Origin of the sequence: Streptomyces sp. NPDC127190, from assembly GCF_042672505.1 — a bacterium.
In the GTDB taxonomy this organism is placed as follows: Bacteria; Actinomycetota; Actinomycetes; order Streptomycetales; family Streptomycetaceae; genus Streptomyces.
On sequence record NZ_JBHXVE010000012.1, the window covers coordinates 39016 to 59109 of the forward strand.

General features: G+C 73.3%; 23 protein-coding genes. 7 read left to right on the forward strand and 16 right to left on the reverse strand.

Going from position 1 to position 20094, the window contains the following annotated elements:
- Nucleotides 1-114: 114 nt before the first annotated feature.
- Nucleotides 115-375, reverse strand: a complete 261-nt coding sequence (locus tag ACFVIU_RS19705) for an HGxxPAAW family protein (protein ID WP_385843900.1) — start codon at nucleotides 373-375, stop codon at nucleotides 115-117.
- Nucleotides 376-494: 119 nt separating this feature from the next.
- The gene (locus ACFVIU_RS19710; protein WP_385843902.1) at nucleotides 495-1133 is read right to left on the reverse strand and encodes a TIGR02234 family membrane protein; all 639 of its coding nucleotides are present in this window, start codon (nucleotides 1131-1133) and stop codon (nucleotides 495-497) included.
- 264 nt (nucleotides 1134-1397) lie between these two features.
- Between ACFVIU_RS19710 and ACFVIU_RS19715 the strand changes: the two genes are divergently transcribed.
- Nucleotides 1398-2606, forward strand: a complete 1209-nt coding sequence (locus ACFVIU_RS19715; RefSeq protein ID WP_385843903.1) for a peptidase S8 — start codon at nucleotides 1398-1400, stop codon at nucleotides 2604-2606.
- A 6-nt stretch (nucleotides 2607-2612) separates the two neighbouring features.
- On the opposite strand, the gene ACFVIU_RS19720 is transcribed toward ACFVIU_RS19715, so the two are convergent.
- Together ACFVIU_RS19720 and hisI are read right to left on the reverse strand one after the other, a co-directional pair.
- Nucleotides 2613-4091, reverse strand: a complete 1479-nt coding sequence (locus ACFVIU_RS19720) for an anthranilate synthase component I (protein ID WP_385843904.1) — start codon at nucleotides 4089-4091, stop codon at nucleotides 2613-2615.
- A gap of 11 nt (nucleotides 4092-4102) precedes the next feature.
- Nucleotides 4103-4504, reverse strand: a complete 402-nt coding sequence (gene hisI, locus ACFVIU_RS19725) for a phosphoribosyl-AMP cyclohydrolase (RefSeq protein WP_385843905.1) — start codon at nucleotides 4502-4504, stop codon at nucleotides 4103-4105.
- Nucleotides 4505-4586: 82 nt separating this feature from the next.
- Here hisI and ACFVIU_RS19730 point away from each other — a divergent pair, with 82 nt between their 5' ends.
- Nucleotides 4587-5222 (forward strand): TIGR03085 family metal-binding protein, encoded by a 636-nt coding sequence (locus ACFVIU_RS19730; RefSeq protein ID WP_385843906.1) that lies wholly within the window; start codon nucleotides 4587-4589, stop codon nucleotides 5220-5222.
- 19 nt (nucleotides 5223-5241) lie between these two features.
- Here ACFVIU_RS19730 and hisF read toward each other — a convergent pair whose 3' ends face one another.
- The 8 genes from hisF to hisD are packed head-to-tail and all read right to left on the reverse strand — an operon-like array spanning nucleotide 5242 to nucleotide 10953.
- Nucleotides 5242-5997 carry an imidazole glycerol phosphate synthase subunit HisF gene (hisF, locus tag ACFVIU_RS19735; protein ID WP_385843907.1) on the reverse strand — a complete coding sequence of 252 codons (756 nt, stop codon included), beginning with the start codon at nucleotides 5995-5997 and terminating at the stop codon, nucleotides 5242-5244.
- On the reverse strand, nucleotides 5994-6398 hold the full coding sequence (locus ACFVIU_RS19740) for a RidA family protein (protein ID WP_385843908.1): 405 nt from the start codon (nucleotides 6396-6398) through the stop codon (nucleotides 5994-5996). The genes hisF and ACFVIU_RS19740 overlap by 4 nt, the downstream gene beginning before the upstream one ends.
- Complete coding sequence (priA, locus tag ACFVIU_RS19745) at nucleotides 6395-7120, reverse strand: bifunctional 1-(5-phosphoribosyl)-5-((5-phosphoribosylamino)methylideneamino)imidazole-4-carboxamide isomerase/phosphoribosylanthranilate isomerase PriA (protein ID WP_385843909.1); 726 nt, start codon at nucleotides 7118-7120, stop codon at nucleotides 6395-6397. Before priA ends, ACFVIU_RS19740 begins: the two co-directional genes overlap by 4 nt.
- Before the next feature lie 3 nt (nucleotides 7121-7123).
- On the reverse strand, nucleotides 7124-7777 hold the full coding sequence (gene hisH / locus ACFVIU_RS19750) for an imidazole glycerol phosphate synthase subunit HisH (RefSeq protein WP_385843910.1): 654 nt from the start codon (nucleotides 7775-7777) through the stop codon (nucleotides 7124-7126).
- Nucleotides 7768-7932: a hypothetical protein gene (locus ACFVIU_RS19755; RefSeq protein ID WP_385843911.1), complete on the reverse strand. Its 165-nt coding sequence runs from the start codon at nucleotides 7930-7932 to the stop codon at nucleotides 7768-7770. The genes hisH and ACFVIU_RS19755 overlap by 10 nt, the downstream gene beginning before the upstream one ends.
- The gene (hisB, locus tag ACFVIU_RS19760; protein WP_247470096.1) at nucleotides 7929-8522 is read right to left on the reverse strand and encodes an imidazoleglycerol-phosphate dehydratase HisB; all 594 of its coding nucleotides are present in this window, start codon (nucleotides 8520-8522) and stop codon (nucleotides 7929-7931) included. The genes ACFVIU_RS19755 and hisB overlap by 4 nt, the downstream gene beginning before the upstream one ends.
- A complete protein-coding gene (locus ACFVIU_RS19765) occupies nucleotides 8519-9631 on the reverse strand; it encodes a histidinol-phosphate transaminase (protein ID WP_385843912.1) in 1113 nt (370 codons plus the stop codon). The genes hisB and ACFVIU_RS19765 overlap by 4 nt, the downstream gene beginning before the upstream one ends.
- Entirely contained in the window at nucleotides 9628-10953 is a 1326-nt protein-coding gene (hisD, locus tag ACFVIU_RS19770) for a histidinol dehydrogenase (RefSeq protein WP_385843913.1), read from the reverse strand. The genes ACFVIU_RS19765 and hisD overlap by 4 nt, the downstream gene beginning before the upstream one ends.
- Before the next feature lie 205 nt (nucleotides 10954-11158).
- On the opposite strand from hisD, the gene ACFVIU_RS19775 reads away from it, so the two are divergent.
- The 4 genes from ACFVIU_RS19775 to ybaK all read left to right on the forward strand — a co-directional run bounded on the left by ACFVIU_RS19775 (nucleotide 11159) and on the right by ybaK (nucleotide 15246).
- On the forward strand, nucleotides 11159-12760 hold the full coding sequence (locus tag ACFVIU_RS19775; RefSeq protein WP_385843914.1) for an oxidoreductase: 1602 nt from the start codon (nucleotides 11159-11161) through the stop codon (nucleotides 12758-12760).
- Between the two features lie 138 nt (nucleotides 12761-12898).
- Entirely contained in the window at nucleotides 12899-13987 is a 1089-nt protein-coding gene (locus ACFVIU_RS19780; RefSeq protein WP_385843915.1) for a hypothetical protein, read from the forward strand.
- The gene (locus ACFVIU_RS19785) at nucleotides 13984-14724 is read left to right on the forward strand and encodes an LON peptidase substrate-binding domain-containing protein (RefSeq protein WP_385843916.1); all 741 of its coding nucleotides are present in this window, start codon (nucleotides 13984-13986) and stop codon (nucleotides 14722-14724) included. The genes ACFVIU_RS19780 and ACFVIU_RS19785 overlap by 4 nt, the downstream gene beginning before the upstream one ends.
- 18 nt (nucleotides 14725-14742) lie before the next feature.
- The gene (gene ybaK / locus ACFVIU_RS19790) at nucleotides 14743-15246 is read left to right on the forward strand and encodes a Cys-tRNA(Pro) deacylase (protein WP_385843918.1); all 504 of its coding nucleotides are present in this window, start codon (nucleotides 14743-14745) and stop codon (nucleotides 15244-15246) included.
- Between the two features lie 358 nt (nucleotides 15247-15604).
- Here ybaK and ACFVIU_RS19795 read toward each other — a convergent pair whose 3' ends face one another.
- The 4 genes from ACFVIU_RS19795 to ACFVIU_RS19810 all read right to left on the reverse strand — a co-directional run bounded on the left by ACFVIU_RS19795 (nucleotide 15605) and on the right by ACFVIU_RS19810 (nucleotide 19552).
- A complete protein-coding gene (locus tag ACFVIU_RS19795) occupies nucleotides 15605-16264 on the reverse strand; it encodes an AAA family ATPase (protein WP_385843919.1) in 660 nt (219 codons plus the stop codon).
- A 34-nt stretch (nucleotides 16265-16298) separates the two neighbouring features.
- Nucleotides 16299-17126 carry an ABC transporter permease gene (locus ACFVIU_RS19800; RefSeq protein WP_385843920.1) on the reverse strand — a complete coding sequence of 276 codons (828 nt, stop codon included), beginning with the start codon at nucleotides 17124-17126 and terminating at the stop codon, nucleotides 16299-16301.
- A gap of 64 nt (nucleotides 17127-17190) precedes the next feature.
- On the reverse strand, nucleotides 17191-18204 hold the full coding sequence (locus ACFVIU_RS19805; RefSeq protein WP_385843921.1) for an ABC transporter ATP-binding protein: 1014 nt from the start codon (nucleotides 18202-18204) through the stop codon (nucleotides 17191-17193).
- 118 nt (nucleotides 18205-18322) lie between these two features.
- Nucleotides 18323-19552, reverse strand: coding sequence for an NYN domain-containing protein (locus ACFVIU_RS19810; protein ID WP_385843922.1), 1230 nt, complete (start codon nucleotides 19550-19552; stop codon nucleotides 18323-18325).
- A gap of 226 nt (nucleotides 19553-19778) precedes the next feature.
- Between ACFVIU_RS19810 and ACFVIU_RS19815 the strand changes: the two genes are divergently transcribed.
- On the forward strand, nucleotides 19779-19955 hold the full coding sequence (locus ACFVIU_RS19815) for a hypothetical protein (RefSeq protein WP_385843923.1): 177 nt from the start codon (nucleotides 19779-19781) through the stop codon (nucleotides 19953-19955).
- The last annotated feature ends 139 nt before the right edge of the window (nucleotides 19956-20094 follow it).

Sequence of the window (20094 nt, forward strand, 5' to 3'; positions counted from 1 at the left end):
CGCGCGGCGGGCGCGGGGGGGGCCGCCCGCCCCGCGGGCGGGGGGGGGGGGGGGCGGCCCCCGGGGGGGGGGGGCGGGCCCCCCCCTCGGGGAAGCTCGTGAAAAGCCGTCGGCTCAGCTCTCGGCAGCGACCGGCTCACGGGTCGCGGCGGGCGCGCCGGCCACCACCAGGGGCTTGGGGTTCGAGCCGAGGCCCATGGCGCGCATGATGCCGCCGACCACCGCGCCACCCAGGATCAGCGCCATGCCGGCCCAGAAGCCGACGGGCTGGGCCATCACCATGAAGGCGCCGGCGACGCAGAAACCGATGAAGGAAATGATGACACCGGTCCACGCGGCAGGGGTGTGACCGTGACCGTGGCTGCTACCCGCCATGACTTGCTCCTCGTTGCTGTGTACGTGTCGGCGTCCATTGTCCCGTACGCGCACGCGTGCCGGACGCGGGGGTGGCGTCTGGTTCGCCACACTCGCGCACGCCCTGCGGGTACCCCGGTTCAGGCGCCGGTCGGGTCCTCGCCCCGGTCCAGTGCCTTCCAGATCTCCTCGGGCCGCTCGGGGTCCACCGGGCGGGGGTTGCGGCGGGGCCGGCCGGTGCCGCGCTCGTAGCGGCCGGACATGGCGGGCCACCGGCTGCCGTAGCGCAGCGCGAGCAGGCCGGCGAGCAGGATCAGCAGGCCGCCGGCGGCCGCGACGTAGGGCCAGCCGGTGTGGCTGAGCGAGGCGACGGTGGCGGTGGTGTCACCGCTCGCCTGGGCGGCCTTCTCGTCCAGCGCGGAGCCGTCGCCGGCGGCGACGAGGGCGGCGGCGGCGATCCCGGCGCCGGAGAGCGCGAGCAGCGCGGCGACGACCACGCGGCCGGCCCGGCGGACGGCGAAGACGGCGACGAGCGCGGCGAGGCCCACTATGGCGAGGGCCGCGGGGACGCCGGTGACGTCGCTGCCCTTCGCGGTCAGCGGGAACGCGCCGCCGGCCACCGTCGCGGTGCCCTCGGCCCAGCGCTGCCGGGTGGCGAGCAGCGCGACGGCCGCGCCGAGCGCACCGCACAGCAGGGCCAGGGCGAGGCTCCGGCGGCCGGACCGGGCGGGCGCGGCGGCTTCGGTACGGGGGTGAGGTACGGCAGTCACGTACTCCACTATCGCCTGAACCCCGGAAGAGCCCTCACCCGGGTCCGTCAACCCATGAACCCCTCAGGTTTCTGTCATGGCACGCTCAGGAACGGCATATGAATGCCCCAGGAACGGCAAAGGGACGTTCCGCCTTCAACAGGCGTCTTGTTGACGCGGTCCCGACATCCGTACGTTCTGCGCCACCCCGGCACGACACCACGCGCCGGGGTGGCACCGCGCACCCCCCACAGCCCTTCCCTGGTTCACCCCACCTCGTGGATAGGACGTACGTTGCGCAGAACCGCATCCCTCACCGCCGTGGCCACGCTCGCCACGGCAGCCCTGGCCCTGGCCGCCCCGGTCGGCCAGGCCGCCACCTCCTCCCACGGCGTCACCGTGGCGCACGCCTGCGCCGCGCCGACGAAGAAGGACGAGATGGCCTGCAAGGCCCTCCAGGTCACCTCGGGCACCCCGCTGTCGGCACACGCCGAGAGCGCGCTGACCGCGGCCGCCACCCCCTCCGGCTACGGCCCCGCCTCGCTCCAGGCGGCGTACAACCTGCCCTCCGCGACCGGCGGCACGGGCCAGACGGTGGCGATCGTCGACGCCTACGACGACCCCAACGCCGAGGCCGACCTCGCCACCTACCGCGCCCAGTACGGCCTGTCGGCCTGCACCACGGCCAACGGCTGCTTCAAGAAGGTGGACCAGACCGGCGGCACCAAGTACCCGCGCGGCAACTCCGGCTGGGCCGAGGAGATATCGCTCGACCTGGACATGGTCAGCGCGGCCTGCCCGAACTGCAAGATCCTGCTGGTCGAGGCCAGCACCGCCAGCATGACCAACCTGGGCACCGGCGTGAACACCGCGGTCAAGCTCGGCGCGAAGTTCGTCTCCAACAGCTACGGCGGCAACGAGTCCTCCAGCGACGCGACGTACGACTCCACGTACTTCAACCACCCGGGCGTCGCCATCACCGTCTCCTCCGGTGACAACGGCTACGGCACCGAGTACCCGGCCGCGTCGCAGTACGTGACGGCGGTGGGCGGTACGTCCCTCAAGACGGCCTCCAACACCCGTGGCTGGACCGACACGGTGTGGAGCGGCGCGGGCTCCGGCTGCTCCTCCTACGACGCCAAGCCCAGCTGGCAGAAGGACACCGGCTGCGCCAAGCGCACGGTCGCGGACGTCTCGGCGGTCGCCGACCCGAACACCGGTGTCGCGGTGTACGACACCTACGGCCAGGGCACCGGCTGGATGGTCTTCGGCGGCACCAGCGCCTCCTCGCCGCTGATCGCGGCGACCTACGCGCTGGCCGGCGCCCCGTCCGGCGGCTCCTACCCGGCGTCGTTCCCCTACGCCCACACCTCGGCGCTGAACGACGTCACCAGCGGCTCCAACGGCAGCTGCGGCGGCTCGTACCTGTGCACCGGCACCACCGGGTACGACGGGCCGACGGGGCTCGGCACCCCGAACGGCACCGCCGCGTTCACCGGCTGAACCCTCCTATGAGGTAAGCCGGTTGGCCGTGTGCACCGCGCGGAGGACCGCCGCCGCCTTGTTGCGGCACTCCTGGTCCTCCGCCACCGGGTCGGAGTCGGCGACAATGCCGGCTCCGGCCTGTACGTATGCCGTGCCGTCCCGCAGCAGGGCGGTACGGATGGCGATGGCCGTGTCGGAGTCGCCGGCGAAGTCCAGATAGCCGACGCAGCCGCCGTACAGCCCGCGCCGGGACGGCTCCAGCTCGTCGATGATCTGCATCGCGCGCGGCTTGGGGGCGCCGGAGAGGGTGCCCGCCGGGAAGCAGGCGGTGAGCACGTCGAAGGCCGTACGGCCCCCGGCCACCCGGCCGGTGACGGTCGAGACGATGTGCATCACGTGCGAGTAGCGCTCGACGGACATGAAGTCGACCACCTCGACCGAGCCGGGCTCGCAGACCCGCCCGAGGTCGTTGCGCCCGAGGTCCACCAGCATCAGGTGCTCGGCCCGCTCCTTGGGGTCGGCGAGCAGCTCCTCGGCCAGCGCCTGGTCCTCCTGCGGGGTGGCCCCGCGGTGCCGGGTGCCGGCGATCGGATGGACCATGGCCCGCCCGTCCTCGACCTTCACCAGGGCCTCCGGGGACGAGCCGACGACATCGAAGCCGTCGAACCGGAAGAGGTACATGTACGGCGAGGGGTTGGTGGCCCGCAGCACCCGGTAGACGTCCAGGGCGCTCGCCGTGCAGGGCGTCTCGAACCGCTGAGAGGGCACCACCTGGAAGGCCTCGCCCGCGCGGATGCGCTCCTTGATGTCCTCCACGGCCCGCCGGAAGTCGGGGCCGCCCCACTGGGCGGTGTACTCGGGCAGCTCGGAGGGCGGCAGCACGGCCGGCGGCTGCGCCACCGCGCGCGAGAGGTCGGCCTCCATCGCGTCGAGGCGGGCCACGGCGTCCGCGTAGGCCTCGTCCACGCCGGTGTCGAGGTCGTTGTGGTTGATCGCGTTGGCGATCAGCAGGACCGAGCCCTCCCAGTGGTCCATCACGGCGAGATCGCTGGTCAGGAGCATGGTCAGCTCGGGCAGCCGCAGGTCGTCGCGCTCGCCGGGGCCGATCTTCTCCAGGCGGCGCACGATGTCGTACCCGAGATAGCCGACCATGCCGCCGGTGAACGGCGGCAGACCCTCCTGGTGCGGGGTGTGCAGCGTCTGGAGGGTGGTCCGCAGCACGGCGAGCGGGTCGCCGTCGGCCGGGACGCCCACGGGCGGGGTGCCGATCCAGTGGGCCGCGCCGTCCCGCGCGGTGAGGGTGGCCGCGCTGCGGACGCCCACGAAGGAGTACCGGGACCAGGAACGGCCGTTCTCCGCGGATTCCAGCAGGAAGGTGCCGGGGCGCTCGGCCGCCAGCTTGCGGTAGAGCGCCACCGGGGTGTCGCCGTCGGCGAGGAGCTTGCGCGTGACCGGGATGACACGCCGGTCGGCGGCCAGCTTGCGGAAGGTCTCTAGGTCCATGGCCGCAGACCTTACTGATCAACGGTGGGTACGGCGGAACCGGCGTCCTTCAGGAGCACGTCCGCGTCGAAGCAGGTACGCGCGCCGGTGTGGCAGGCGGCGCCCTCCTGGTCGACCCGGACCAGCACGGTGTCGGCGTCGCAGTCCAGCGCGACGGACTTCACCCACTGGACATGACCGGAGGTGTCGCCCTTGACCCAGTACTCCTGGCGGCTGCGCGACCAGTAGGTGCAGCGGCCCGTGGTCAGGGTGCGGTGCAGCGCCTCGTCGTCCATCCAGCCGAGCATGAGCACCTCACCGGTGTCGTACTGCTGGGCGATGGCGGGCAGGAGGCCGTCGGCGCTGCGCTTGAGGCGCGCGGCGATCTCCGGATCGAGGCTGCTGGGCCGGGGGGTGCCGGTCGTACGGGTCATGAGTGCCATTGTGCCGCGCGGGACCGACAGCCCCGGGCGAGTGTCCACAGCGCGGACCGGGCGGGGGTCGTAGGCTGACACCATGTCGACCTTCGCCAAGCGTGAACGGCTCCTGCTCGCCGACCTCTTGGAAACCGTCGGTCCCGAGGCGCCCACCCTCTGCGAGGGCTGGCTCACCCGGGATCTGGCCGCGCACGTGGTGGTGCGCGAACGCCGGCCGGACGCGGCCGGCGGCACCGTGATCAAGCCGCTCGCGTCGCGCCTGGACAAGGTGATGGCCGAGTACACGGCCAAGCCGTACGAGGAGCTGATCCAGCTGATCCGTACCGGGCCGCCGCGCTTCTCGCCCTTCGCGCTCAAACAGCTCGACGAGGCGGCCAACGTCGTCGAGTTCTACGTCCACACCGAGGACGTCCGGCGCGCCCAGCCGGACTGGAGCCCGCGCGAGCTGGACCCGGTCTTCCAGGACGCCCTGTGGGCCCGGCTGGAGCGCACCGCGCGGCTGATGGGCCGTGGGGTGCCGACCGGCCTGGTGCTGCGCCGTCCGGACGGGCAGACGGCGGTCGCGCACCGGGGCACGCCGGTGGTGACCGTCACGGGTGAGCCCGCCGAGCTGCTGATGTTCGCCTTCGGCCGGCAGAGCGCGGCCACGGTGGAACTGGACGGCGACGCGGCCGCGATCGCCCAGCTGCACGAGTCCAAGCAGCTGGGCATCTGAGCGGCACCCCGCCGGGGCGCTACCGGACGGGGTGTCCGGCCTCCCGGAGGGTCTGCTTGACCTCGCCGATGCGCAGGTCGCCGAAGTGGAACACCGACGCGGCCAGCACCGCGTCCGCGCCCGCCGCCACGGCCGGCGGGAAGTCCGCCAGCCTGCCCGCGCCGCCCGAGGCGATCACCGGGACGGTGACGTGCTTGCGGACGGCGGCGATCATCTCCAGGTCGTAGCCGTCCTTGGTGCCGTCGGCGTCCATCGAGTTCAGCAGGATCTCGCCGGCGCCCAGCTCGGCCGCCCGGTGCGCCCACTCGACGGCGTCGATGCCGGTGCCGCGGCGGCCGCCGTGCGTCGTCACCTCGAAGGAGCCCGAGCCGGTGCGGCGGGCGTCGACCGAGAGGACCAGCACCTGGCGGCCGAACCGCTCGGCGATCTCGCGGATCAGCTCGGGGCGGGCGATCGCGGCGGTGTTCACGCCCACCTTGTCGGCGCCGGCCCGCAGCAGCTTGTCCACGTCCTCGGCGGTGCGGACGCCGCCGCCGACCGTCAGCGGGATGAACACCTGCTCGGCGGTGCGGCGCACCACGTCGTACGTCGTCTCCCGGTTGCCCGAGGACGCGGTGATGTCCAGGAAGGTCAGCTCGTCGGCGCCCTCGGCGTCGTACACCTTGGCCATCTCGACGGGGTCGCCCGCGTCGCGCAGGTTCTGGAAGTTGACGCCCTTCACCACCCGGCCGTTGTCCACGTCCAGGCAGGGGATGACTCGGACCGCCAGGGTCATGAATCCACGGCTCCTCTGTATGCCTCTAGTTCCACTTCGACCAGGATGCGCGGATCGACGAAGCCCTCCACGACCAGCAGGGTCGCGGCCGGTCGGACGCCGTCGAACAGCTCCTTGTGCGCGCGGCCGACGGCGTCCACGTCCCGCGCATGGGTCAGGTACATCCTGGTCCGCAGCACCGAGCCGGGTCCCAGCCCGAACTCGGCGATCGCCTCCAGCGCGCTGGTGAACGCCACCTTGGCCTGCTCGTACGGATCGCCCTCGCCGTAGAGCACCCGGCCCCGGAAGGCCGAGGTGCCGGCCACCAGCACACGGTCCCCCGCCGCGACGGCCCGTGCGCAACCGAAACTCTCTTCCCAGGGACTTCCGCTCTGCACGCGCCGCACGGCTTCGGATGTCATGACGACACTGCCTCCAGTGCTTCTTCCAGGGTGAACGCCTTCGCGTACAGGGCCTTGCCGACGATGGCGCCCTCGACACCGAGGGGTACCAGCTCGGCGATGGCGCGCAGGTCGTCCAGGGACGACACGCCGCCGGACGCCACGACCGGGCGGTCCGTCGCCGCGCACACGTTCTTCAGCAGCTCCAGGTTGGGGCCCTGGAGGGTGCCGTCCTTGGCGATGTCGGTGACCACGTAGCGGGCGCAGCCCTCCCGGTTGAGGCGCTCCAGCGTCTCGTAGAGGTCGCCGCCGTCACGGGTCCAGCCACGGCCGCGCAGGGTGGTGCCGCGCACGTCGAGGCCGACGGCGATCCTGTCGCCGTGCTCGGCGATGACCTTGGCGACCCACTCGGGGCTCTCCAGGGCCGCCGTGCCGAGGTTCACGCGCGTGCAGCCGGTGGCCAGGGCGGCGGCCAGGGAGGCGTCGTCGCGGATGCCGCCGGACAGCTCCACCTTGATGTCCATCGCCTGGGTGACCTCGCCGATCAGCTCCCGGTTGTCGCCGGTGCCGAACGCGGCGTCCAGGTCGACCAGGTGCAGCCACTCGGCGCCGGAGCGCTGCCAGGCGAGGGCGGCCTCCAGCGGAGAGCCGTAGGAGGTCTCGGTCCCCGACTCGCCGTGCACGAGGCGCACGGCCTGGCCGTCGCGGACGTCGACGGCGGGGAGGAGTTCGAGCTTGGCCATGGTCTACAGGCTTCCGATCCAGTTGGTGAGGAGCTGGGCGCCGGCGTCGCCGGACTTCTCGGGGTGGAACTGGGTGGCCCACAGGGCGCCGTTCTCCACGGCGGCCACGAACGGCTTGCCGTGCGTCGACCAGGTCACCCTGGGCGCCTCGATGACCGGGTTGTGGGTCTCCAGCTGCCAGTCGTGCACGGCGTAGGAGTGCACGAAGTAGAAGCGGGCGTCGGCATCCAGGCCGGCGAAGAGCCGCGAGTCGGCCGGGGCGTCGACGGTGTTCCAGCCCATGTGCGGGACGACGTCGGCCTGGAGCGGCTCGACCGTGCCGGGCCACTCGTCCAGGCCCTCGGCCTCCACACCGTGCTCGATGCCGCGCGCGAAGAGGATCTGCATGCCGACGCAGATGCCCATCACGGGGCGGCCGCCGGACAGCCGGCGGTCCACGACCCAGTCACCGCGCGCGGCCCGCAGCCCCTCCATGCAGGCGGCGAACGCGCCCACGCCCGGCACCAGCAGACCGTCGGCGTTCATCGCCTTGTCGAAGTCGCGGGTTATCTCGACGTCGGCACCCACGCGCGCGAGGGCGCGCTCCGCGGAGCGGACGTTGCCGAAGCCGTAGTCGAAGACGACGACCTTCTTGGCCTTTGTGGCGCTCAATTCCACACCCCCAGCCGCATGACGCCCGCGACCAGGCACATGCCCGCGCCGATGGAGAGCAGCACGATCAGGCTGGTGGGCATCTTCTGCTTGACGAAGGAGATGATGCCGCCGACCAGGAACAGGCCGACGACGATCAGGATGGTGGACAGGCTGTTCACAGGGCGCCCTTCGTGGAGGGGAGGATGCCGGCCGCGCGCGGGTCGCGCTCGGAGGCGTAGCGCAGCGCCCGGGCCAGCGCCTTGAACTGGCACTCCACGATGTGGTGCGCGTTGCGGCCGTACGGCACGTGCACGTGCAGCGCGATCTGTGCCTGGGCGACGAAGGACTCCAGGATGTGCCGGGTCATCGTCGTGTCGTACTCGCCGATCATCGGCGCCATGTTCTCGGGCTCGGTGTGCACGAGGTAGGGGCGGCCGGAGAGGTCGACGGTCACCTGGGCGAGGGACTCGTCCAGCGGGACCGTGCAGTTGCCGAAGCGGTAGATGCCCACCTTGTCGCCGAGCGCCTGCTTGAAGGCGGCGCCGAGCGCGAGGGCGGTGTCCTCGATGGTGTGGTGGGAGTCGATGTGCAGGTCGCCGTCGGTCTTCACGGTGAGGTCGAACAGACCGTGCCGGCCGAGCTGGTCGAGCATGTGGTCGTAGAAGCCGACGCCGGTGGCGATGTCGGTCCGCCCGGTGCCGTCTAGATCGATCTCGACCAGGACGGAGGTCTCCTTGGTGGTGCGCTCTATGCGTCCTACGCGGTTCATGCCTCAAGCTCCTTCTTCAGATCGCGGACCGCGTCGAGGAACGCGTCGTTCTCCTGCGGGGTGCCGGCGGTGACCCGCAGCCATCCCGGTACGCCGTTGTCCCGGACCAGGACGCCCCGGTCGAGGATCTTCTGCCAGGCGGTGTGCGCGTCCGCGAACCGCCCGAACTGCACGAAGTTGGCGTCGGACTCCGTCACCTCGTAGCCGACGGCCCGCAGCTCGGCGACCAGCCGGTCCCGCTCGGTCTTCAGCTGCTCGACATAGCTCAGCAGCGTGTCCGTGTGCTCCAGGGCGGCCAGGGCGGTCGCCTGGGTGACCGCCGACAGGTGGTACGGCAGCCGTACCAGCTGGACTGCGTCCACGACCGCCGGGTCCGCGGCGAGATAGCCGAGGCGCAGCCCGGCCGCGCCGAACGCCTTGGACATGGTCCGGGAGACGACCAGGTGCGGGCGGCCCGCGAGCAGCGGCAGCAGCGAGTCGCCGTGGCTGAACTCGACGTACGCCTCGTCCACGACCACCATCGACGGCTTGGCCGCCTGCGCCGCCTCGTAGAGCGCGATGACCGTCTCGGGCGGGACCGCGTTGCCGGTGGGGTTGTTGGGGGTGGTGATGAAGACGACGTCCGGCCGGTGCTCGGCGATGGCCCGCTCGGCGGCGGCGAGGTCGATGGTGAAGTCCTCGGTGCGCGGGCCGGAGATCCAGCCGGTGCCGGTGCCGCGCGCGATGAGGGCGTGCATCGAGTACGACGGCTCGAAGCCCATGGCCGTACGGCCCGGTCCGCCGAAGGTCTGCAACAGCTGCTGGATGACCTCGTTGGAGCCGTTGGCGGCCCAGACGTTCTCCAGGCCGAGCGGGTAGCCGCCGGTCCGCGTCAGGTAGCCGGCCAGCTCGGTGCGCAGCTCGACCGCGTCCCGGTCGGGGTAGCGGTTCAGGTCGCGGGCGGCCTCGCGCACCCGCTCCGCGATCCGCTCGACCAGCGGCTCGGGCAGCGGGTAGGGGTTCTCGTTGGTGTTCAGCCGTACGGGGACGTCCAGCTGGGGCGCTCCGTAGGGGGACTTGCCGCGCAGCTCGTCCCGTACGGGCAGATCGTCGATCCTTACGTCGCTCACTTGCTCTCGGGTACCTTCCAGCCGAACCTCGCCTTGATCGCCGCGCCGTGCGCCGGGAGGTCCTCCGCCTCCGCCAGCGTCACCACGTGATGCGCGACCTCGGCCAGCGCTTCCTGCGTGTAGTCGACGATGTGGATGCCGCGCAGGAACGACTGCACGGACAGGCCCGAGGAGTGGCAGGCGCAGCCGCCGGTGGGCAGCACGTGGTTGGACCCGGCCGCGTAGTCGCCGAGCGAGACGGGGGCCCAGGGGCCGATGAAGATCGCGCCCGCGTTGCGCACCCGGTCGGCCACGGCGGCGGCGTCGGCGGTCTGGATCTCCAGGTGCTCGGCGCCGTACGCGTCGACCACCTTCAGGCCCTCCTCGATGCCGTCGACCAGCACGATCGCGGACTGCTTGCCCGCCAGGGCGGGCGCGATCCGGTCCTCGACGTGCTTGGCGGCGGCGACCTGCGGCTGAAGCTCCTTCGCCACCGCGTCCGCCAGCTCGGCGGAGTCGGTGACCAGGACGGCGGCCGCGAGCGGGTCGTGCTCGGCCTGGCTGATCAGGTCGGCGGCCACGTGCACCGGGTCGGCGGTGGAGTCGGCGAGGATCGCGATCTCCGTCGGCCCGGCCTCGGTGTCGATGCCGATCTTGCCGGTGAAGTAGCGCTTGGCGGCGGCGACCCAGATGTTGCCGGGGCCGGTGACCATGGTGGCGGGGGCGCAGGACTCGGTGCCGTGCGCGAACATCGCGACGGCGGTGGCGCCGCCGGCCGCGTACACCTCGTCCACGCCGAGCAGCGCGCACGCGGCGAGGATCGTCGGGTGCGGCAGCCCGCCGAACTCGGCCTGCGGCGGGGAGGCGAGCGCGATGGACCCGACCCCGGCCTCCTGGGCCGGTACGGCGTTCATGATCACGGAGGACGGGTAGACGGAGCGGCCGCCGGGCGCGTACAGACCGACGCGCTCGACCGGCACCCACTTCTCGGTCACCGAGCCGCCGGGCACCACCTGGGTGGTGTGCGCGGAGCGGCGCTGCGCGCGGTGGACCAGGCGGGCGCGGCGGATGGACTCCTCCAGCGCGGCGCGCACGGCCGGGTCCAGGGCGGCCAGCGCGTCGGTGAGCGCCTGGGCCGGGACACGGATGGATTCCAGCCGTACTCCGTCGAACTTCTCGGCGAAGTCGATCAGCGCCGCGTCCCCGCGATGATGCACGGCCTCGCAGATCGGACGCACCTTCTCGAGGGCGGCCGCAACGTCGAAGTCGGCTCGGGGCAGCAGGTCGCGCAGGGCGGGGCCCTCGGGAAGGGCGTCGCCGCGCAGATCGATTCGGGAAATCACAGTCCCAATTCTCTCAGACCGGTGTCCCGGCCCGTGGGCGCGTATCAATGGCTGATACAGAGCGTGGGACAAGGGGCGGTACAGACGCTGGCCGGATCCCGGAAGATCCCCTTCACTTTTGGTGTAACGGCCGTTACTCAGCGGGCATCAACCGGCTGCGCCGACTGCGTGAACATCGGTACGAGAGTCATGCGAGAGGAGAGCGGTGACCGAGGGGACCGGCTTCCACACCGGGAACCTGCCGGACGGCCTGCCGGGTGATCTGCCGGACGACCTGACCGCGGCCGAGGCCGGCCTCTGGCAGGCCTTCCGCAACGGCAGCGTGTACGACCTGAGCAGCGGGGACGCCGTGGTGGACGATCCGCACGGCGGGCATCCGTGGGGGCCCGAGCGGTCCGTGCGGGCGCGGGTCGTCGCCTGGCTGCTGCTGGACGGCCCGCCGGCGCTCGCGGGCCGGGTGTCCGCCCTGAAGCTCAGCGGGGTGCGGATCACCGGCACGCTGGATCTCGCGGGCGGCCAGATCACGCCGTACGTCGAGCTGCGCGGCTGCCGGTTCGACGAGGAGGTCCGGCTGCCGGAGGCGCGGTTCACCACCGTCCGCATGGTGGACTGCTCGGTGCCGCGGCTGGAGGCGGCCCGGGTGCACACCGAGGGCGATCTGCATCTTCCGCGGTGCAGGTTCCAGAACGGGGTGCGGCTGACCGACGCCCACATCGGCACCGATCTGCTGCTCAACCAGGCGGTGGTGTACCGCGACCGCACCGGCCGGTCGATCGCCGGGGACGGCATGACGGTGGGCCAGGACCTCCAGGCGGAGATGCTGGAGTCGCACGGCGAGCTGAGCCTGCGCGGCGCCAAGGTCGGTGTCTCGCTCAGCCTGCGCGGCGCGCACCTCGCCAACCCCTACTCCCGGCTGGCCCTGAACGCCCCCCAGCTGACCGTGGAGCGCACCCTGTACCTGACCCCGGCGGGGGTCGGCAGTCCGCTGCTGAGCGGCACCACGCCCGCGCGCGGGACCCGCGTCCAGCGCTTCGAGTGCCAAGGCGGGATACGCCTGGACGACGGGCGGTTCGGGGACGCCGTCGACCTGGAGCGGGCGCGGTTCTCCTTCACCGACGACCAGGAGCTGTCGCTGCGCCGGGTGCAGACGCCCGAGCTGCGGTTCCTCGGCGACAAGCCGCAGCGCGGCAAGGTGGTGCTGTCCGGCGCGCGGATCGTCAACCTGGTGGACCGCGCGAGCGCCTGGCCGGACGCCGGGCGGCTGCACATGGGCGGGTTCGCCTACGAGAACCTGGTCCCGCAGGGCCCCTTCCCGCTGACCCGGCGGCTGGACTGGGTCGCGGCGGCCACCGCCGAGTACGCCCCGGAGCCGTACGAGCGGCTGGCCGCGGTGCTGCGGGCGGCCGGGGAGGACGAGGACGCGCGCGAGGTGCTGCTCGCCAAGCAGCGCCGGCGCCGGGAGACCCTGCCACTGGCGGGCAAGTTCTGGGGGTACGTCCAGGACTGGGCGGTGGCCTACGGCTACCGGCCGGGCCGGGCCGCGGTGTGGATGGCGGTGCTGTGGGCGGCGGGCACGCTGGCGTTCGGGCACGCCGACCATCCGCCGGTGAACCACGACGGCCACCCGGACTGGAGCCCCGCCCTGTTCACGCTGGACCTGCTGCTGCCGGTGATCGACCTGGGCCAGGTCGGGCAGTGGCAGCTGCGCGGCGGCTGGCAGTGGCTCGCGACCGTGATGATCCTGCTCGGCTGGATCCTGGCGACGACGGTGGCGGCGGGCGCGACCCGGCTGCTGCGCCGGAACTGACCGGTTTGCACCGCACGGCGCCACATAGGATGAACAGTCACCTTTTACCGCCTCTTTGCCGCGGCCCCTACAACTTTCCGCGACTTGCCCGGACCCTCTGGCGCTGCGCCGACCTGCGGACTTTCAATAGTCGGCACCATGGCACTGCTCCCGTCGTTCATCCGCCCCACCCGGATGACCAAACGCCCCGCGGGTCCCACCGGCCGGCCGCCGGCCGGCGACCGGTCCGGGTCCGGCGCGCCCGACGTCGTGCTGGACGCGCCCGACGACCGCCTCTCCCCCGCCCTGGTCGCGGCCGGCCAGGGCGAGTACGCCGCCGCGTCCCGGCTGCTGGCCGCGACCCGCGCCGCCGCCGACTGGGAGCACCACGACCGCTACGTCCGCCGTCTGGCCGGCTTCGCCGGCTCGCGCCCGGAGTGGTTCCAGGACTGGCGCGCCGCCGCCCCGGACGACCCCGGCGGGCTGCTGGTCGCGGCCCAGCTCGCGGTGGACCGGGTCTGGTCCTCGCCGGCCCGGGCCGAGCTGCTGCGCGAGGTGAGCCCGCTGATCACCGACGCCGCCCGCGCCGACGAGCGGGACCCGGTGCCCTGGCGGATCGCGCTGGACCACGCGCGCGGCTCGCGCGCCGGGCACCGGTACTTCGAGGAGCTGTGGGAGGCGGCCGTACGCCGTGCCCCGCACCATTACGGCTGCCATGTGGCCGCCCTGCGCTACCTGGCCGCGTTCCGGCACGGCGCGCACGGGGCCTGCCTGGACTTCGCCGAGCGCGCCGCCCAGGACGCGCCCGCCGACTCGCTCGTCCAGGCGCTGCCCGCCCGGGCGGCGTTCGGCTGCCTGACCGACGGCCACCCGGGCGACCGCGACCCCGGGGTGCCGCCCGCCCGGCTGCACGCGGCGGCCGACCGGGCGATCGAGCTGTCCGGGCGGTTCGCGGCGGCCGATCCCTGGCCGGCCGAGATCCGCAACAAGCTGCTCTACGTCCTGTTGCGCCTGGACCGCCCGCTGGAGGCCCGCAGCCAGCTGTGCCTGATCGGCCCGTACGCCACGTCCTTCCCCTGGGGCCGGTTCTCGGACGACCCGCTCGGCCACTTCCTGCGGCTGCGCGACCATCTGCTGACGGCGCCCTCCGTGCCCGCTCCGCCCGGGCTCGTCCCGGTGTGCTCCGGTCCGCTCGGGGAGCGCGGCGGACACGCCGGCGCCGGTGCCGACTACGCTGGGGCGCCGTGACCACCGCCCGCCTCCCGCTCTTTCCGCTGAACTCGGTGCTGTTCCCCGGGCTCGTGCTGCCGCTCAACATCTTCGAGGAGCGTTATCGCGCCATGATGCGCGAGCTGCTGAAGACCCCCGAGGACGAGCCGCGCCGGTTCGCCGTCGTGGCCATCCGCGACGGCCACGAGGTGGCACCCAGCGCGCCCGGCATGCCGGATCCCACGGCCCAGCCCGAGCTGGGCCCGACGGCCGGTTTCGGGCCCGACCCCCTCAAGGCCTTCCACGGGGTGGGGTGTGTGGCGGACGCGGCGACCATCCGGGAACGCACCGGCGGCACCTTCGAGGTGCTGGCGACCGGCACCACCCGGGTGCGGCTGCGGTCCGTGGACGCGTCGGGCCCGTTCCTGACCGCGGAGGTGGAGGAGCTGCCGGAGGAGCCGGGCGACGAGGCGGGCGCGCTGGCCGAGGGGGTGCTGCGGGCCTTCCGCCAGTACCAGAAGCGGCTGGCGGGCGCCCGGGAGCGGTCGCTGTCCACCGGTGCGGAGCTGCCCGACGACCCGAGCGTGGTGTCGTATCTGGTGGCCGCGGCGATGGTGCACGACATCCCGACCAAGCAGCGGCTGCTCCAGGCGCCGGACACCGCCTCCCGGCTCCGGGACGAGCTGAAACTCCTGCGCGCCGAGACGTCGATCATCCGTACCCTGCCGTCACTGCCCGCGTTCGAGCTGACGCGGACGCCGACCAGTCTGAACTGAGGGAACGCGCGCGCACCGATGGCGAAGAAGTCGAAGAAGCAGCAGCAGTCCGGCGGCACGCCCGCGACCGTGGCACTGACCGCGGCCGGCGTGGACTTCACGGTCCACTCCTACGAACACGACCCGTCCCACCCCTCCTACGGCGAGGAGGCCGCCGAGGCCATGGGCGTCTCCCCCGACCGGGTCTTCAAGACCCTGGTGGCCGAGGTGGACGGCGCCCTGGTGGTCGGCGTGGTCCCGGTGGCCGGCACGCTCGACCTGAAGGCCCTCGCGGCGGCGGTCGGCGGCAAGCGGGCGGCGATGGCCGACCCCGCCCTCGCCGAACGCACCACGGGCTATGTCCGAGGCGGCATCTCCCCGCTGGGCCAGCGCAAGAAGCTCAGAACGGTCCTGGACGACTCCGCGAAGGCCCACGCGACGATCTGCGTGTCGGCGGGCCGCCGCGGCCTGGAAGTGGAACTGTCCCCGGCCACCCTGGCGACCCTGACGGACGCCGTACTCGCCCCCATCGGCCGCGCCTGACCCCGACACCGTCGCATAACCCCGTCCGGGGCCTGGGCTCGGGGCCGGGGCTGAGCCCGGGCCGGGGCCGGGGCCGGTTATGGGCTCGGAGTGGGGCATGGGCCCGGCCTGGCGCATCGAACGCAGCCGGGGCTGAGGCCGGGGCCGGAAGCGGCCCCAGGCCGGCGCATCGGCTCGCATCGGCTCGGGCCGGCACACCGAACGCCGGGCGTGGGGCGTGAGCTCGGGGCCGGCACGTCGGCCCCGAGGGTGGACCCAGCGGCTCAGGACCGGCGCGACCGCCCGGGCCAGCCACCCATCGAACCGCGGCCGGAGCCATGGGCTCAGGACCGCCGCGTCCGCCCCGCCGGGATCGGGGTTATGCCGGCGGTGTCCCGTAGGGGCTCTGGGGGGCCGGGTAGGGGGCTTCGGGGTCGCGGGGGGTGAACAGGGCGGTCAGGGCGAGGTGTGCCAGCAGTGCGGCGATCGGCCAGGCCAGCAGTGCTCCCTTTGCCGAGAGCTTCAGCGGTGCCGGGAAGGTGACGCCCTTGCCCACGGCTTTGGCGTGCGCCAGTACGTCCTTCTCCGGGCCCAGCCAGACCCCGAGCCGCCACGCCAGCAGCGAGGCCAGCAGCCCGCCGAGGGCCAGCGCCACCACGGCCGGCACACCCCCGCGCCGCTTCAGCAGGAACACCACGACCGCGCTGACCAACCCGAAGCCCAGCGCCAGCAGGGTGAACGTTCCGTCCACCCCGATCGCCTGCTCCCCCTCGCCGTCCTTGAGGTAGACCACCCAGCTCTTGTCGACCTCGTCCCCGACCAGCGGTATGTGCGGCGCGAGCCACCACCACAGCAGCCCGAGCAGCACCCCGCCCAGCGCCACCGCCACGGTGATCACGGCGGCGTCTCGCAGTTCGGTCTTCATCCCGGGGCCGTCCTGTTCGTACCCGCCCGTGTCCGGCGCCGTCACGGGCGGCGGCGCCTGCCGGACGTCGGGCGCGGAGTGGTCGTGCGGTGGCGGAGTCAGCGGTGCGGTCACCCTGACATCGTGCCAGGTCGGCCTGTGGGCCGCGTCACCGGACGGCGGCCCTGCGGTAGGCCCGGGTCGCCACGGCCAGCGAGACCACGCCCACCCCCGCGCACACCCCCAGGTCAGCGAGGACGGCGGCCCAGTCCGGATGCGCCCCGAAGGTCCGCGCGTACGCCTCCACGCCGTACGTCGACGGCAGCAGATCCCGGGCCAGCCGGATCGGTTCGGGCATCCGGTCGGCGGGCAGCACGCCCAGCAGCAGCGCCGCCGACATGCCCAGCTGGCCGAGGAGCGTGGCCAGCTCGGGCCGGGGCGCGAGCAGCCCGAAGGCCGCGCCGACCCCGGACAGCGCGGCACCCGCGAGCGGGATGACGGCGACCAGGATCCACAGGTTGGACAGCGGCAGCCCGAACAGCACGCAGCCGAACACGGCGGTCACCAGGGTGCCCGGCACGGTGAAGGAGGCGTACGCCCCCGCCGCGCCCAGCACCACCGCGGCCGGCGGCACCGGCAGCGTGGCGTAGTGGTCGAGCCCGCCGCTGGCCCGCAGCTGCCCGAAGTACTGCGACAGCAGGTTCAGCGCCACATAGGCCACGACGAGCACCGAGGAGCCCGCCACCACGGACCGGGCCTCTCCGGTGCTGTCGACGACACCGCGCATCATCACGGCGATGCCGACGGACTGGAAGGTCGCCACGAACAGCAGCGGGATCCGCGCCACGCGCGCGCGGGACAGCTGCGCCCGGTAGACGGCCACCAGGGACGGCCACAGCCGCGCGGGCGGCCCCAGTTCGGCCGCGCCCGCGCCCGGCGCCCTCTCCGGCACGGTCCGGGCACCGCCCGGCAGAACCTCGGCGGGTACGACACTCACGACGAGCTGCTCCTCTTCCCCACGGCACTCCCGCCCACCCGTACGCGTTCCACGGCCCGTGTGCTCATGCCTTCACCAGCCCCTGCCGGGCCGCCCCGCCCAGCGCCAGATAGACGTCCTCCAGGCTGGGCGTGGCGAGCGTGAAGTCGTCCAGGGCGGCGAACGCGGCGCCGCCCGTCACCGTGGCGACGGCGGCCCGGGCCTCCTCGGGCGCGAGCCGCAGCGTCCAGCGCCGCCCGGACTCCACCGCGCGTTCGCGCAGAACGGCGACCTCGGGCACGTCCAGCGGCGCGCGTTCCCGCCACACCAGCTCCACCCGCACCTCGCCGGCGACCTGCGCCTTCAGCCCGGCCGGGGTGTCGCAGGCGATGACCCGGCCCTGGTCGACGACGGCGACCCGGTCGAGGACGGTCTCGGCCTCGATGACGTTGTGGGTGACCAGCAGCACGGTCGTACCGGCCTCGGCGCGCCGCCGGTCGACGGCCGCCCAGACCGCGCGCCGGGCCACCGGGTCCATGCCGGTGGTCGGCTCGTCCAGCACCAGCAGCGGCCGCTCGCCGACGAGGGCGGCGGCGAAGCAGGCGAGCCGGCGCTGGCCGCCGGACAGCTTCTTCAGGGCCCGCCCGGCGATCGGCGTGAGGCCCAGCTCCTCCAGCACGGCGTCCCGCTCGGCGCGGGCCCGCCGGGCGTCCAGGCCGCGCAGCCGCCCGGTGGTCTCGGCGGCGAGGGCCACGGTCAGCTCGTCCAGCGCGGAGGACTCCTGGCCGAGGTAGGCGAGGAGCCGCGCGGCCCGCTCGGGGTGCTTCACGATGTCGTGGCCGAGGATCTCGACGCTGCCGGCGTCCGGCCGCAGCAGCCCGGTGAGCTGCCGTACGAGGGTGGACTTGCCGGCGCCGTTCGGCCCGAGCAGCCCGAAGATCTCGCCGCGCCGCACCGCCAGCTCGACGCCGTCGGTGGCCCGCACCTCCGGCGTGCCGGGGGCGCCGCGGCGCCCCTTCACGGCCGGATAGGTCTTCCTGAGCCCGCGCACGCGTACGACCTCGTCATGCCGTAGTGCCTGTCCCGCGCGCGTACTCACAAGGGACGAGAGTACGGGGTCGGCGCCCTTTACTCGCCTTTGGGGCCGTATCCGGGGGACGCTCCCGCGGTCGTCCCGGAAGGCGCCGCCCGGCGAGCCCCGCCGCGACGGCGCGCCGTCACTCCCCCGCGCTCGCCGGACCGGCGGGTTCGGCCGCCGCCGGGACGTCGACCTCGCGCCAGAAGCCCGCCCGGATGGCGTACCGGTCGTGCTCGTCGATCTGGTCGTCCTTGTGGGCCAGCAGCCCGAAGCGGGCCGCGTACCGCAGCAGCTCCCCGTCGATGCGGTGCGGGATGCGCGGGTACATCTGCGACAGCTTCGCCAGCTGGCTCTGGTCGCCGAGCCGGGAGATCCAGCGGCGGGCGAAGACCTGCCCCACCTCGTAGGGGTCGCCGCCGACGGTGGTGATGTCCTCCTCCCGGTCGGCCCAGCGCTGCTCGGCCGTGGTGAGCTGGGCCAGCGTCGGCATGGAGGCGATCTCGGGCGGCTCCGCGGCGGTGGGCGGCCGGTCCACCCAGCCCTTGTCGGAGGACCAGCGCAGGGTCGCGGTGGCCGGGTGCTGCACGGGCTGGGCGCCGGGGGCGCGCAGCGCGGCGAGGTCCTTGGGGGTCGGTACGCCCTTGGCGGCGGGCACCCGCTCCTGGGCGCCGTTCTCCGCCGTGGCCGCGGCGGAGGGGCGGGCGACCGGCTCGGCGGGCCGCTCCGGTGCCGCACCGAGCGCCGACTCGGGCAGCGGCGCGGACAGGATCGCGGCGATCTCCGGGCGGGGCGCGGGCGGCGGCGCGCAGACACCGGTCAGTTCCTTGGCGCGGACGGCCTGGATGATCCACGCCCGGTCGAGCACGCGCCGCTCGTCGGCCTCGGCGACCAGGTCCTCGGACTGGTTGTAGTCGCCGTCGGCGGCCTGGACGGCCCACAGGTGGACGGCGACGCCGTGCTCCTTGGCGGCCATCATGCCGGGCAGCAGATCGCCGTCTCCGGTGACGAGCACGACGTCGGAGCAGGCGCGGTTGCGGGCCAGCTCGGTCAGCTCGGCGTGCATGGCCGCGTCCACACCCTTCTGGGCCCAGCGGCCGTCGCTGCGGGTGAGGGCGCCGAGCCGCACGGTGACCCGGGGCATCACCCGCAGCCGCCGGTGCTCCGGTTGGGGGACCCGGTCGGGGGCGCCGTCGAACCAGTAGATGCGCAGCAGCGGGCGCTCGGTCTCGGACTCCGCGCGTTCGCGCAGGGCCTGGATCAGCGCGGCGTGGTCGACGGTGATCCGGGACCGCGAGGGCTCACCGGCAAGGAGGCTGGCGGCGGCTCCCAGCAGATAGCCGGCATCCACCAGGACGATGCAGCGGTCCACGCGACACACCCTCTTCCCGGGAGGTTTTGCTTCGGACTTCCTTCGAGTCTGCCCGACGGCGCTGGGGTTCACGGCCCGAACTCGATCTTCGGCGTGGCGTTTGCGGGTTCCGGTGCGGCCACGCCCCCTGTGACGCACGGTAATTATCCGACATGCGCTTGATGTCAGCGTATGTGAATCTGGTCCCGGTCCTGGCCCCTAGATCCCCCACAGGAGGCAGATCACCATGGCCAAGAACAAGAACCGCAAGCAGGATCGCCCGCAGAGCCGCGCGTCGCAGACCGAGCACACGCAGGAGCACGCGCAGCGCTCGACGGAGGCGCACGAGTCGGCGGTGTCGCACATCCAGGGCAGCCCCGCGGATGTTGCCCGCAAGAAGCAGCGGAGCTTCGGCCATAACTAAAGGGCAGTTGAAGCCCAGGCACACAGAAGGGGCGCACCCGCACCGGGGGGGGCCCATCTGCCTGTTGTCACCCGGGGTCGGAGCCCGCGAGGGCGGCCGGGCCGATCGGCACCTTCAGATACGCGAACAGCGGCGCATC

Bases quoted from the DNA above. Each gene is read 5' to 3' on its own strand.
- ACFVIU_RS19705 (WP_385843900.1), bottom strand. From the start codon at position 375: ATGGCGGGTAGCAGCCACGGTCACGGTCACACCCCTGCCGCGTGGACC.
- ACFVIU_RS19720 (WP_385843904.1), bottom strand. From the start codon at position 4,091: ATGGACCTAGAGACCTTCCGCAAGCTGGCCGCCGACCGGCGTGTCATC.
- hisI (WP_385843905.1), bottom strand. From the start codon at position 4,504: ATGACCCGTACGACCGGCACCCCCCGGCCCAGCAGCCTCGATCCGGAG.
- ACFVIU_RS19730 (WP_385843906.1), top strand. From the start codon at position 4,587: ATGTCGACCTTCGCCAAGCGTGAACGGCTCCTGCTCGCCGACCTCTTG.
- hisF (WP_385843907.1), bottom strand. From the start codon at position 5,997: ATGACCCTGGCGGTCCGAGTCATCCCCTGCCTGGACGTGGACAACGGC.
- ACFVIU_RS19740 (WP_385843908.1), bottom strand. From the start codon at position 6,398: ATGACATCCGAAGCCGTGCGGCGCGTGCAGAGCGGAAGTCCCTGGGAA.
- priA (WP_385843909.1), bottom strand. From the start codon at position 7,120: ATGGCCAAGCTCGAACTCCTCCCCGCCGTCGACGTCCGCGACGGCCAG.
- hisB (WP_247470096.1), bottom strand. From the start codon at position 8,522: ATGAACCGCGTAGGACGCATAGAGCGCACCACCAAGGAGACCTCCGTC.
- ACFVIU_RS19780 (WP_385843915.1), top strand. From the start codon at position 12,899: ATGGCACTGCTCCCGTCGTTCATCCGCCCCACCCGGATGACCAAACGC.
- ybaK (WP_385843918.1), top strand. From the start codon at position 14,743: ATGGCGAAGAAGTCGAAGAAGCAGCAGCAGTCCGGCGGCACGCCCGCG.
- ACFVIU_RS19815 (WP_385843923.1), top strand. From the start codon at position 19,779: ATGGCCAAGAACAAGAACCGCAAGCAGGATCGCCCGCAGAGCCGCGCG.